Source organism: Burkholderia sp. BCC1640, from assembly GCF_902833125.1.
Classification (GTDB): Bacteria; Pseudomonadota; Gammaproteobacteria; order Burkholderiales; family Burkholderiaceae; genus Burkholderia; species Burkholderia diffusa.
In genome coordinates, this window is record NZ_CADFEF010000002.1 from 325,241 (window position 1) to 337,784 (window position 12,544).

At 69.2% G+C, this 12,544-nt stretch carries 10 protein-coding genes; 5 read left to right on the plus strand and 5 right to left on the minus strand.

The window, feature by feature from the left end; genetic code table 11:
- The first annotated feature begins 204 nt into the window (after positions 1 to 204).
- On the plus strand, positions 205 to 4,701 hold the full coding sequence (locus tag HWX25_RS03865; RefSeq protein ID WP_175907225.1) for a DEAD/DEAH box helicase: 4,497 nt from the start codon (positions 205 to 207) through the stop codon (positions 4,699 to 4,701).
- Between the two features lie 131 nt (positions 4,702 to 4,832).
- Positions 4,833 to 6,107 (plus strand): amino acid permease, encoded by a 1,275-nt coding sequence (locus HWX25_RS03870; RefSeq protein WP_175907227.1) that lies wholly within the window; start codon positions 4,833 to 4,835, stop codon positions 6,105 to 6,107.
- Positions 6,108 to 6,203: 96 nt separating this feature from the next.
- On the opposite strand, the gene HWX25_RS03875 is transcribed toward HWX25_RS03870, so the two are convergent.
- From HWX25_RS03875 to HWX25_RS03890, 4 genes are all read right to left on the minus strand, one after another.
- Complete coding sequence (locus HWX25_RS03875; protein WP_059466239.1) at positions 6,204 to 6,500, minus strand: XRE family transcriptional regulator; 297 nt, start codon at positions 6,498 to 6,500, stop codon at positions 6,204 to 6,206.
- Positions 6,501 to 6,570: 70 nt separating this feature from the next.
- Positions 6,571 to 6,930 carry a type II toxin-antitoxin system RelE/ParE family toxin gene (locus HWX25_RS03880; RefSeq protein ID WP_059819640.1) on the minus strand — a complete coding sequence of 120 codons (360 nt, stop codon included), beginning with the start codon at positions 6,928 to 6,930 and terminating at the stop codon, positions 6,571 to 6,573.
- A 134-nt stretch (positions 6,931 to 7,064) separates the two neighbouring features.
- Positions 7,065 to 8,051: a pca operon transcription factor PcaQ gene (gene pcaQ, locus HWX25_RS03885; protein ID WP_175907229.1), complete on the minus strand. Its 987-nt coding sequence runs from the start codon at positions 8,049 to 8,051 to the stop codon at positions 7,065 to 7,067.
- Between the two features lie 77 nt (positions 8,052 to 8,128).
- Entirely contained in the window at positions 8,129 to 8,866 is a 738-nt protein-coding gene (locus HWX25_RS03890) for a helix-turn-helix transcriptional regulator (RefSeq protein WP_175907231.1), read from the minus strand.
- Between the two features lie 120 nt (positions 8,867 to 8,986).
- Between HWX25_RS03890 and HWX25_RS03895 the strand changes: the two genes are divergently transcribed.
- The 3 genes from HWX25_RS03895 (at position 8,987) to pcaG (ending at position 11,146) form a co-directional block, all read left to right on the plus strand.
- On the plus strand, positions 8,987 to 9,550 hold the full coding sequence (locus tag HWX25_RS03895) for a YiiX/YebB-like N1pC/P60 family cysteine hydrolase (RefSeq protein WP_175907233.1): 564 nt from the start codon (positions 8,987 to 8,989) through the stop codon (positions 9,548 to 9,550).
- Positions 9,551 to 9,841: 291 nt separating this feature from the next.
- Positions 9,842 to 10,549, plus strand: coding sequence for a protocatechuate 3,4-dioxygenase subunit beta (gene pcaH / locus HWX25_RS03900; protein ID WP_059525082.1), 708 nt, complete (start codon positions 9,842 to 9,844; stop codon positions 10,547 to 10,549).
- A gap of 3 nt (positions 10,550 to 10,552) precedes the next feature.
- Complete coding sequence (gene pcaG / locus HWX25_RS03905; protein WP_175907235.1) at positions 10,553 to 11,146, plus strand: protocatechuate 3,4-dioxygenase subunit alpha; 594 nt, start codon at positions 10,553 to 10,555, stop codon at positions 11,144 to 11,146.
- A gap of 459 nt (positions 11,147 to 11,605) precedes the next feature.
- Here pcaG and HWX25_RS03910 read toward each other — a convergent pair whose 3' ends face one another.
- Entirely contained in the window at positions 11,606 to 12,385 is a 780-nt protein-coding gene (locus HWX25_RS03910; protein ID WP_175907238.1) for a helix-turn-helix transcriptional regulator, read from the minus strand.
- Positions 12,386 to 12,544 lie beyond the last annotated feature (159 nt).

The following is a 12,544-nucleotide window of genomic DNA, read 5'->3' on the forward strand; positions in this document are numbered from 1 at the left end:
ACGTCCTCCTCTCGCCGATCCGGCACCCGCGACCCGACGGGTGCCGTTCCGCGCGCTCGCCCGTTGAAATGCCGGCATCGCACCTCATCTGAATCTCCGACGCGCGCGTTCTCTCGCCCGCGGTGTCCGGCACGCGCACGCGACGTCTGGCACACTGACGATTCGCGCGGCGCCCATGCGCTCGCACCCCAATTCAACGCTCCGATGGACGTCACAGCCACCCGCCCCGCCAACGCGCTCGACGTGTTCCACCCGGCCGTCGCCGCGTGGTTCCGCCGTGCGTTTGCCGCGCCGACCGGCGCGCAGGCGCTCGCGTGGCCGCACATCAAGGCCGGGCGGTCGACGCTCGTCGCCGCGCCGACCGGCTCCGGCAAGACGCTCACTGGGTTTCTGTGCGCGCTCGACGATCTCGTACGCGATGCGCTCGCGCACGACGGCGCGCTGCCCGACGCGACGCTCGTCGTCTATGTGTCGCCGCTGAAGGCGCTGTCGAACGACATCCACGTGAACCTCGACGCGCCGCTCGCCGGCATCGCCGAATCGCTCGCGCAACTGGGCCTGCCGGTGCCGGCGATCCGCACCGCCGTGCGCACCGGCGACACCACGCAGGCCGAACGCGCCGCGCTGCGCAAACGCGCACCGCACATTCTCGTGACGACGCCGGAGTCGCTGTACGTGCTGCTGTCATCCACGTCGGGGCGGCAAATGCTGTCCAGCGTGCGTTCGGTGATCGTCGACGAGATCCACGCACTGGCATCGTCCAAGCGCGGCAGCCACCTCGCGCTGTCGCTCGAACGCCTCGATGCGTTGACGGGTCGTGCGCTGCCGCGCATCGGGTTGTCGGCCACGCAGAAACCGATCGACGCGGTCGCGCGCTTCCTGGTCGGCGGCCCGGCCGACGCGCCGCGCGACTGCACGATCGTCGACACGGGTCACACGCGCGAACGCGACCTCGCGCTCGAGCTGCCGAACGTGCCGCTCGAACCGGTGATGGCAACCGACGTGTGGGAGCAGGTGTACGACCGCATCGCCGCGCTCGCCGCCGCGCACCGCACGACGCTCGTGTTCGTGAACACGCGGCGCACCGCGGAGCGCATGGCGCGCCATCTCGCCGACCGTCTCGGCAAGGACGCGATCGCGGCGCATCACGGCAGTCTTGCGAAGGAGCATCGCTTCGAAGCCGAACAGCGGCTCAAGCGCGGCGAATTGAAACTGCTCGTCGCGACCGCGTCGCTCGAACTCGGCATCGACATCGGCGACGTCGATCTCGTGTGCCAGGTCGGTTCGCCGCGCGGGATCGCGCCGTTCCTGCAGCGCGTCGGCCGCTCGGGGCACCATGTCGGCGGCGTGCCGAAGGGCCGCCTGTTCCCGCTGTCGCGCGACGAGCTGGTCGAATGCGCGGCGCTGCTCGACTGCGTGCAACGCGGCGAGCTCGATGCGTTGCGGATTCCCGAAGCGCCGCTCGACGTGCTCGCCCAGCAGATCGTCGCCGAAGTCGCCTGCGCGGAATGGGAGGAGGACGCGCTGTACGCGAGCTTCACGCGCGCGGCGCCGTACGCGAGCCTGTCGCGCGAACGCTTCGACGACGTGATGAAGATGCTCGCCGAAGGCTTCACGAGCCGCCGCGGCGTGCGCGGTGCGTACCTGCATCGCGACGTGGTCGGCGGCACGGTGCGCGGGCGCCGCAACGCGATGATGACCGCGACGACATCGGGCGGCACCATTCCCGACATGGCCGATTACGCGGTGCTGCTGGAGCCCCAGGGCATCCAGGTCGGCACCGTCAACGAGGATTTCGCGATCGAGAGCCTCGCGGGCGACGTGTTCCAGCTCGGCAACCAGTCGTACCGGATCATTCGCGTGGAAACGGGCCGCGTGCGTGTCGAGGACGCGCAAGGCCAGTCGCCGAACATTCCGTTCTGGCTCGGCGAGGCGCCCGGGCGCAGCGACGAGCTGTCGGCGGCGGTCGGCCGGCTGCGCGCGCGGCTCGACGGGCTGTTCGCCGAAGGCGATCGGCACACGGAGGCCGGCGGACGCAAGCACGCGAGCGGCGCCTCAGCCGGCAAGACGGGCACGCGCGGCAACGCCGGGCAGGCGGCGGAAGCCCGTGCCGCCACCGATTCGCGCGACGACGCCGTCGGCACCGCGATCGGCCCGGCCGAAAGCCGCCTCGCGCCGGCGCTGCGCTGGCTCGTCGACGATCTTCATTTGTCGCCCGATGCGGCCCGCCAGATCGCAGACTATCTCGCCCGCACGCGCGCCGCGCTCGGCGCACTGCCGACCCAGGACACGCTCGTGATGGAGCGCTTCTTCGACGAATCGGGCGGCACGCAGCTGGTGATCCATTCGCCGTTCGGCAGCCGCATCAACCGTGCGTGGGGGCTCGCGCTGCGCAAGCGTTTCTGCCGCAGTTTCAACTTCGAGCTGCAGGCCGCCGCGACCGACGACGCGATCATTCTGTCGCTGTCGCTCGCGCACAGCTTCGCGCTCGACGAAGTGTGGCGCTACCTGCGCTCGGCCAGCGCGGAGCACGTGCTGGTCCAGGCACTGCTCGACGCGCCGATGTTCGGCGTGCGCTGGCGCTGGAACGCGACGACCGCGCTCGCGCTGCCGCGCTTCACCGGCGGCCGGCGCACCGCGCCGCAGTTGCAGCGGATGAAGAGCGAGGACCTGCTCGCGACCGTGTTCCCCGATCAGGTCGCGTGCCTCGAGAACATCGTCGGCGAACGCGAGATCCCACATCATCCGCTCGTCGACCAGACGCTCGACGATTGTCTGCACGACGCGATGGATACCGACGGCTGGCTCGCGCTGTTGCGCCGGATCGAAAGCGGCGCGATCGAGCTGATCGCGCGCGACCTGCCCGCGCCGTCGCCGCTGGCGGCCGAGATCCTGAACGCGAAGCCCTATGCGTTCCTCGACGACGCGCCGCTCGAGGAGCGCCGCACGCAGGCCGTGCAGTCGCGCCGCTGGAGCGATCCCGAATCGGCCGACGATCTCGGCGCGCTCGACGCCGACGCGATCGACGCGGTGCGCGACGAGGCATGGCCGCTCGTGCGCGATGCCGACGAAATGCACGATGCACTGCTCACGCTCGCCTGCGTCGCCGACAGCGAAGCGCATGCGCACGAAGGCTGGCCAGAACGGCTCGCGGAACTGACCGAACGCCGCCGCGCGACGAAGCTCGTCACGTCGGACGGCGCCGCGCTGTGGGTGCCGGTCGAACGGCTGGTCTGCATGCGCGCACTGCACCCCGACGCACGCGTCGCGCCGGCGCTGAAGGTGCCCGCCGCCTGCGCACAACCTTGGGAAGTCGATGCCGCGCTCGTCGACGTGATCCGTGCGCGGCTCACCGGCTTCGGGCCGCTGACGCTCGACGCGATCGCGCAGCCGCTCGGCCTGCCGTCCGCGACGATCGCGACCGCGCTCGCGGAACTGGAGCGCGAAGGCTACGTGATGCGCGGCCGCTTCACGCCGGGCGCGACGACCGACGAATGGTGCGAACGTCACCTGCTCGCGCGCATTCATCGCTACACCGTCAAGCGGCTGCGCCGCGAGATCGAACCGGTCGAGCGCGCCGATTTCATGCGCTTCCTGTTCCACTGGCAGCACCTGACGCCCGACACGCGCGGCACGGGCCGCGACGCGCTCGCGGCCGTCGTCGAGCAGCTCGAAGGCTACGAAGCCGCGGCGAGCGCATGGGAAGACGCGCTGCTGCCCGCGCGCCTGACCGACTACACGGCAGGCGGCCTCGACGAGCTGTGCCGCTCGGGCAAGCTCGTGTGGACCCGCATCGGCGCGCCGGCCCGCGCGGCCGGCACCCCCGTGAAAACGACGCCGGTCGTGCTGCTGCCGCGCCGCCACCTCGGCGCATGGCAGGCGCTGCGCGACCCGGACGCGCAACCGGCGCTGTCCGCACGCGCGACCCAGGTGCGTGACGCACTCGCCGCGCATGGTGCGATGTTCTTCGACGCGTTGCTCGACGAACTGCACATGCTGCCCGTCGAACTCGAACAGGCGCTCGGCGAACTCGTGTCGGCCGGCCTCGTGAATGCGGACAGCTTCGCCGGACTGCGCGCGCTGCTGAAGCCCGCGGTCAAGCGCAGCGCGACATATGCGCCGCGCACGCGGCGCGGCGGCGCGCTGATCGGCGGAATGGACGACGCCGGTCGCTGGGCGCTCGTGCAACGCGCTTCGGCACCGGACGATGCGCCCGCACCGAAGCGCGGCCCGGCCGCGACCGATCCCGACGCACTCGAACATATCGTCTGGACGCTGCTGCGCCGCTATGGCGTGGTGTTCTGGCGGCTGCTCGAACGCGAGGCCGACTGGCTGCCGAGCTGGCGCGAACTCGTGCGCGTGCTGCAACGTCTCGAAGCGCGCGGCGAGATTCGCGGCGGACGCTTCGTCGCGGGGCTTGCGGGTGAGCAGTTCGCGCTGCCGGAAGCCATCCCGATCCTGCGCGAACTGCGTCGCCAACCCGGCGACGGCCAGTACGTGTGCGTGACGGGCGCCGATCCGCTGAACCTGGCCGGCACGTTGTTGCCCGGCGACAAGGTGCCGGCGCTGGCCGGCAATCGCGTGCTGTTCCGCGACGGCGTGCCGGTCGCGTCGCTCGTATCGGGCACGTTCCACTACGTGCCCGAGCTGCCGCCGTCTGCACGCGAGGATGCGCGGCTGCGGCTCGCACGCCGCTACTGACATCGGCTGACACGCGGCACGTCGCGGACTACTGAACGCCGCGCCGCATCGCCGCGCCCGTTCGGGTAGCATCGAGCGATTCACCGCGCGGCCGTCCGCGCGCAGAACAAGCCTTCCGGAGACTGCCCTTCATGTCCTCGCATGCCGATTCGCCCGCCGCTCATCACGCGGGCTCGCTGACGATTTTCCAGGGCGCCGCGCTATATATCGGCGCGGTGCTCGGCACCGGCGTCATCGCGTTGCCCGCGCTCGCCGCCGAGGTCGCTGGCCCGGCGTCGCTGCTTGCGTGGGCCGCGCTCGTCGTGCTGTCGGGGCCGCTTGCGGCCACCTTCGCCGCACTCGGCGCGCGCTATCCGGACGCGGGCGGCGTATCGACCTACGCGCGACGCGCGTTCGGGCCGAAGGCCGCGGCGATCGTCGGCTGGTGTTTCTATTTCGCGGTGCCGGCCGGTGCGCCGGCCGCCGCGATGTTCGGTGGCGCGTACGTCGCGGCCGTCACGGGCGGCGGGCATACGACGGTCATCGTCACGGCTGCCGCGCTGATCGCGACGGTGTCGGCCGCGAATGCCTTCGGCGTCACGGTATCGGGCCGCATGCAGCTCGTGCTGTCGGCGCTGCTCGTCGCGCTGCTGCTGGCCGCCGTGCTCGCCTCCGCGCCACATGCGCGCCCGGCGAACCTGCATCCGTTCGCGCCGCACGGGTGGCTCGCGGTCGGCCAGGCTGCCGCACTGCTCGTGTGGAGCTTCGCGGGCTGGGAAGCGATCACGCACCTCGCGGCCGAATTTCGCCGGCCCGCGCACGACATGCCGCGCTCGGCCGGCATCGCCGTCGTGGTCGTCGGCTTCCTGTATCTGTCGGTCGCGGCCGCGAGCGTGACGGTGCTCGGGCCGTCGGCCGGCGCGTCCGGTGCGCCGCTTGCGGAACTGATCGCAGGCGGCATCGGCGGTCATGCGCAGGTGCTGGCGGCCGCGGCCGCGCTGCTGCTCACGCTCGGCACGATGAATGCGTACTTCGCGGGCGCAGCCAAGCTCGGCGCGGCGCTCGGGCGCGACGGCGCACTGCCTGCATGGCTCGCGCAAGGCAGCCAGGTCGGCGGCGTGCCGCGCCGCAGCCTCGGCGTGATCGCGATGCTGGCGGCCGTCGCGCTGGCCGCGACGACGCTCTCGGACGTCGGGCCGAAGCCGCTCGTGCTCGTCACGTCCGGATGCTTCGTGATGGTGTACGGCCTCGGCGCGGCCGCCGCGCTGAAACTGCTGCCGCGCGGTGGCATTGCATATCGCTGCGCGTGGATTTCGCTGGTCGCCGTCGCCGGGCTGTTCCTGACGACCGGATGGTATTTCCTGTGCCCGCTGCTGCTCGCGGGCGGTGCGCTGCTGTATCTGCGGATAGCCGGGCACCGCACGTGATCGCTTGCCGGTGCCCGTGTGCGGACGAGCGCGCGCCCGTTCGCCGCGATGCACCGGCACGCCCCGCACCGGCCACACACCGCTTCGCCCGGTGCGTCAGGCCGGCACGAGCTCGAAGCTGAGCCGCTTGCCGAGCGCGGTGGCGGCGCTCGCGAGCGTCGCGAGCGTGAGGCTCGTATCGGTTTCGTCGAGCAGCCGGTTGAGTGCGGCGCGGCTGGTCTTCATCCGCGCGGCCATCGCGGTTTTCGTGATGTGCTGCGCCTTCATTTCCTGCCCGATCTGCCACGCGATCACGCGCTTGATCGCGGTGGCGGTGGCCGCTTCGAGGTGCCCTTCCTCCTCGAGGAATGTGTCGAAGTCGCTGCCGATATGCGGATTGTTCGTGGTCGTCATGGGTACTCCAGTGCATGGCGTTGCCGGCCGGCACATCGCCGATCGCATGTGGCGGCGCAGCCGGGGGAATTCAGATGGCGCGCGTCAGCGCTTTCAGCCGCGCGACGGTCACATCGAGATCGTCGGACGGCGTGGCCTGCGACTGCTTGAAGAACGCATGCAGCAGCACCATCGTGTCGCCGACGATCGTGAACAGCACGCGCGCGCTTCGCCGCGGCAGCATCACGCGGATTTCCCAAAGATCCGCAGACATCTTCCGGACCAGCGGCATGCCGAGCGGCCAGCCGAGCTGAACGGTCTTGATCTCTTCGCCGATCACCCTGCGCTCGACCTGCCCGAGCGCCTGCAGCCATTCGCGCACCGGCTCGTTACCACGCGCGGTGCGGAAGAACCGCACGCCGAGCGTGATCTGAATCTGCTGTCTCGCCATCGTCGTGTCATCGAGCGTATCAAAAACGGTACGATATGCCAAGCATGACGAGGTCCGCTACTGACCGAACGGCTAACGAATGGAGGTGAAAGAACGGCGGCCGGACACCGCCCGCCCACGCCCTGCCCGGCGGCTCAACGCGCGCGGCGAGCCGGCTTGCGCGCGCCGCGGGGCGTGCGACGGGTGGGCGCATCGCCGAACCGCGCCTGCGCGATCTCGCGCACGGCGTCGATCAACGTCCGGGCGACGGGCGACGGTTGCGCGTCGGTGCGCAGCACGAGCCCGACCGGCTCGTCGGTGCCCGCGGACGGCAGCGGGAGCCGCGCGAGTGCACCGGCCGACAGGTCGGATTCGGCCGCATAGAGCGGCACGAACCACACGGCGTCGTTCTCGAGCGCAAGCGCACGCGCGACCGACACCGACAGCACCTCGATGAACGAATCCAGCGGCGGCGCGCCGCACGCGCCGAGCAGTTGCTCGGCCGACTGGCGGATCAGCGTGCCGAACGGCGGCAGCACGACCGGGTAGCGCGCGAGTTCGACAGCCGGCGTGGCGCTCGTCAGCAGCGGATGGCCCGCGCGCACGACTGCGACGAGCGGTTCGTTGTACAACTGCTCGAACGCGAGGCCGATCATCCGCTCCGGCTCCGACAGGCGCCCGATCGCGCATTCGATCGTCCCGGCCTTCAGGCGCTCCAGCAGCTCGGCGTTCGCGGCCGTCGCGATCCGCACCACGATGCGCGGCCAGCGTGCGGTCAGCGCCTTCATCAGCGCGGGCGCGAGCGATGCCGCAACCGTCGGCAGCATGCCGATTTCGAGCGTCGCCGCCGCCGCGCCGCCCTCGCGCGCGAGCAGCCCGACGCCCTGCCGCAGCGCCAGCACGCACGCGTTCGCATGCGGGATGAACAGTTGCGCTTCGCGGGTCGGCTGCGCGCCGTGACGCCCCCGTTCGAACAACTTCACGCCGAGGATCGACTCCAGTTCGGCGATCGTCTTCGACACGGCCGGCTGCGTGATCGACAGGCTTTCGGCCGCCTTCTGCACACCGCCCAGTTGCGCGACCGCGAGAAAACATTGCAGGTGCCGGAACTTGACGCGGCCGTCGGCGATACGGTTATTCATAACGAGCAGTTATGCGGGTGATGATGAAATGCCATTTTGCATAACTTTCCGGAAAGGCCCAAGCATTCGGCGCGGTGTCATGCATGACGCCGCAGCGCGTGGAATCCGGTCGGCTCCCAGATCCGTTTCGCGATCAGCAGCGCCGTGCCGCGCTTCTGCCCGAGCGGCGCCGCCGACGACTCCGCATGCAGCGCCGCAGCCTTGCTGCCGAGCCGCCGCAGTTCCTGCTCGAGTTCCGCGGCGGCCGCGTCCGTCAGCATCCCTTGCGAGAACGTCATCGTCTCGCCCGGGCCGTCGAAGCGGCTGCCGAGAAAGTCGTCGAGCACGTGCGCATGGAAATAGCGGCGGATCGGCCCGCCCGGCAGCCAGTCGAAATCGCGCGCGACGCGCACGCGAATCCGGTCGCCCGGGAGCAGCGCGATCACGTTCATCCGGTCGAGCATCAGCAGGTATTTGACGCACTCGGCCTGCGTCACTCGATAGGCGGACACGATGTCCTGCACGGTCCAGTAGTTGATCGCGCAGACGGCGACGAGCAGCAGCTTCTCGTCCGACACGAGCAGCGCCTCCTGCTGCTCGGTCAGCACGCGCAATCGCGGCGCGGATGCCGACGCTTCCTGCACGAGCTCGGCGAGCGTATAGCCGAGCAACTGCGCGATTTCCGCGACACGCTCCAGCGTGAAGCGGCCGCTCGCGAACAGCCGCTTCACGCTCGTCTCGGACACGTCGAGCGCACGCGCGACGTCGCGGTAGGTCATCCCCTGCGCCTTCAGCTGGCGCTTCAGCGTTTCGATGAGTTGGGCGGTCTCGGTCATGTTGGTATCGAAAAATGATGCTAATGGTCGGATATTAGGCTACTCGCGCATCCGAACAAGCACTTTTGGATACTCGTCTGCATAATCCGCTCCGTCCTGTCATGCACCGACGGAGCCGCGATGAACACCCGAACCGACACCCACTCCTTCGATCCGCAGCACGCTGCTCGGCGCGATGCCCGCGACACCGATCGCACGCTACCGCTCGCCACGATGCGCACGCTGGCCGCCGGCGCACACGTCGGGGATCTCGTGTTCATCCGCGTACCGGCTGGCGCGTCCCGCGCCGCCGCAGGCAGCACGGACGCGTGGGCCGGTCGCTTCGGCATCGTCGTCGATACGTCGGGCGACGAGCCGCTGATCGCCGAGCCCGCGTTTGCGCGGACGAAGCTCACGCCGCTGTCGCGCTTCGTCTCCCGCGCCGACGGCGGCCGCATCGCGCTGGCCCGCCGCGTCGCGGCACCGAACGCCGACGCGCAACGCAACGTGCACGCGCTGGCCGAACAGCGGATCGACGCGCTGCTCGGCAGCCGCGTCAAGCTGCTGGCGCAGCGCGGGTTCTGCGCGAACTACGTGACCGACGTGCTCGGCGCCGACCGCGCCGTGACACCGGCCGCGCTGCTGCGCAGCGGCACGCTGTCGCTCGAATTCGACGGGATCGTCTTCGATCCCGCCCGACCGTAACGACGAAGGACGAACGACGGGCATGCTCGGGGAGACCGGATAACAACAACAACGAAACACAATAAAGCAGCGACGGGCTGGCTGGAGGGCCGTGCACGGAGTCGTCGCCGACGACGCGAAGCCCGATCGCTTTTTCCGCCGGACAGGCCGCCTGTCCGGCGGACTTTCATTGGCGCCGCAAAATATAACGAATGGTTATGCAATTCGCGAAAAAAGGTCATTTTTCATAACTTTCCGGCTTGGCTAAAGTCTTGCCATCCACTTCGCGAAATACCTATCAGGAGACGCCCGATGGATTCCCCCACGATCCTCACGCCGCGCGACTGGCCGTCGCATCCCGCGTATGTCCACCCCGAGTACCGTTCGTCGGTGAAGCGCGGCCCGACGCGCCCGATGATCCCGTTGAAGGAAAAGCTGCGCGACCAGTTCGCCCCCGTCTACGGCGCCGAGGATCTCGGCGCGCTCGACCACGACCTGACGAAGAACGCCGTGAAGAACGGCGAGCCGCTCGGCGAGCGCATCGTCGTCACCGGCCGCGTGCTCGACGAAGGCGGCAAGCCCGTGCGCAACACGCTCGTCGAGGTATGGCAGGCGAACGCGGCCGGCCGCTACGTGCACAAGGTCGACCAGCACGACGCGCCGCTCGACCCGAACTTCCTCGGCGCCGGCCGCTGCATGACCGACGCCGAAGGCCGCTACCGCTTCCTGACGATCAAGCCCGGCGCCTATCCGTGGGGCAACCATCCGAACGCGTGGCGCCCGAATCACATCCACTTCTCGCTGTTCGGCGACTACTTCGGCTCGCGCCTCGTCACGCAGATGTACTTCCCCGGCGACCCGCTGCTCGCGTACGACCCGATCTTCCAGGGCACGCCGGAAGCGGCGCGCGACCGCCTGATCTCGCGCTTCTCGATGGACATCACCGAAGAAGGCTATGCGCTCGGCTACGAATTCGACATCGTGCTGCGCGGCCGCGACGCTACCCCGATGGAGCGCTGAACCATGACGACGCTGAAGCAAACCCCTTCGCAGACGGTCGGCCCGTACTTCGCGTACGGCCTGTGCCCGCAGCAATACAACTACGATCTGAAGAGTCTGTTCACGCCGACGATCGCCACGCCGGACGCCGACGGTGAGCACGTGCTGCTGGTCGGACAGGTGTTCGACGGCGACGGCAACGTCGTCAGCGACGCGGTGCTCGAATTCACGCAGGTGGACGCGGCGGGCCGCTTTCCCGCGTCGCGTGACGACATCGCGAAGTCCGGTTTCACGGGCTTCGCCCGCGTCGGCACGGGCACCGATGCGCAGCACCGCTTCGTCGTATCGACGGTGAAGCCGGGCCGCATCGCCGCCGACGAAGCACCGCACGTCAACGTGACCGTGATGATGCGCGGGATCCTGACCCACGCGTTCACCCGCGTGTATTTCGACGACGAAGCTGCCGCGAACGCGGCCGATCCGGTGCTGAACCTGGTGCCGGCCGAACGCCGCGCGACGCTCGTCGCGAAGCGCGACGCGCAACCGGGCCGGCCCGTCGTGTATCGCTTCGACATCCGCATGCAGGGGCCGGACGAAACCGTGTTCTTCGACGTGTGACGCGGAGCCGGCGCCGGCCGGCTGCTCACACCGAACCGCCGCGTGGCGCGATACCAACAGGTATCGCGTCGCGCGGCGGTTTTCGTTTTCGCGCGCCGACATTCGATGCCGTGCCGCAGCATGTCCGGTCGGGATCGCCGACGCCCGTCGCTGGCTCCTTCAGACCCCGAAATCGAACGCGCGATTAAAACGCATGCTGCGATTGCACATAAATCGTGGGGGCCGCGCAATATCGTTTGCGCGTTATGCGGCGTATGCTTTGCTATCCGCAGCCCGCCGAGGGAATTAAATCTGAACAAGCAACAATTTCACGATTCGATGCACGAACACGTCCCGCTGGCTGTCGCGCATTTTTTCTGACCGAGTGCCTTTAAGCGCGTCTGACCGAAACCTGGCAGGCGCGTTTTTTTCGTCCGTGATCGAAGCGTGGCACCGCGCCCGCCAGCGTATCCGTTCCGACTAGCGGCGCGCCTCCAGATACCGGCTCGGCGTTTCGCCGAGGATGCGGCGAAACGCCGACGTAAAGGCGCTCGCACTCGCATATCCGAGCTCGAGCGCGACGCGCGTCACCGGCTGCCCGTCGCTCAGCCGTGTGATCGCCGCCAGCATGCAGACCTGCTGACGCCACGCGGCAAAACTCACGCCGGTCTGCGCGCGGAACAGCCGTGTAAACGTGCGCCGGCTCACGCCCGCATCGGTCGCCACCTGGTCGAGATCGGCCGCGATCGACGGCGACGCGAACAGATGCCGGCAGATCTTCGCGAGGCGCGCATCGCTCGGCAGCGGCGCGTGCAGCGACAGCCGCGGCATCGTCGCGATTTCCGCGATCAGCAGTGCCATCAGCTTGCCTGCCCGGCTGTCGACGTCGTACATCGCCGGCAGGTCGATCGCATCGTCGATCAGTTGCCGCAACAGCGGCGACACGCCGTATACGCCACACTGGTCCGACAGCCCCGCGGCCCGGGCCGCGTCTTCGGACACGAACGCGTTGAGCATCGTGACCGGCCCTGTCATCGTCATTTCGTGCCGCACGCCTGCCGGCACCCAGCACGCGCGCTGCGGCGGCACCAGCCAGCGGCCGTGCGGCGTCGACACGCTGATCGTGCCGCGCGACGCAAACGCGAACTGCCCGCGCCCGTGCGCGTGCTCCGGAAACGTCGTACCCGCCGCGTAGTCATTGGCGGTCGCCACGACGCTACGCGGAATATGTTCGTAGGGATCCAGCAGCGTATTTCTCAAGGCCCGAATTCCATCATCATGAATGACCCGATACCGAAGGCGGGTCACCTTCGATCGGTCTACGATCCGCTCCACGCTTGCGCGACCGGACGGCCGCAAGACCCGACGGCCGAATCGGCCGGATAGCGACTTCATCGGAGCGGAGATATCCACTACGTT

Bases quoted from the DNA above. Each gene is read 5' to 3' on its own strand.
- pcaH (WP_059525082.1), top strand. From the start codon at position 9,842: ATGGATTCCCCCACGATCCTCACGCCGCGCGACTGGCCGTCGCATCCC.
- HWX25_RS03890 (WP_175907231.1), bottom strand. From the start codon at position 8,866: ATGACCGAGACCGCCCAACTCATCGAAACGCTGAAGCGCCAGCTGAAG.
- HWX25_RS03870 (WP_175907227.1), top strand. From the start codon at position 4,833: ATGTCCTCGCATGCCGATTCGCCCGCCGCTCATCACGCGGGCTCGCTG.
- HWX25_RS03865 (WP_175907225.1), top strand. From the start codon at position 205: ATGGACGTCACAGCCACCCGCCCCGCCAACGCGCTCGACGTGTTCCAC.
- pcaG (WP_175907235.1), top strand. From the start codon at position 10,553: ATGACGACGCTGAAGCAAACCCCTTCGCAGACGGTCGGCCCGTACTTC.
- HWX25_RS03880 (WP_059819640.1), bottom strand. From the start codon at position 6,930: ATGGCGAGACAGCAGATTCAGATCACGCTCGGCGTGCGGTTCTTCCGC.
- HWX25_RS03895 (WP_175907233.1), top strand. From the start codon at position 8,987: ATGAACACCCGAACCGACACCCACTCCTTCGATCCGCAGCACGCTGCT.
- HWX25_RS03875 (WP_059466239.1), bottom strand. From the start codon at position 6,500: ATGACGACCACGAACAATCCGCATATCGGCAGCGACTTCGACACATTC.
- pcaQ (WP_175907229.1), bottom strand. From the start codon at position 8,051: ATGAATAACCGTATCGCCGACGGCCGCGTCAAGTTCCGGCACCTGCAA.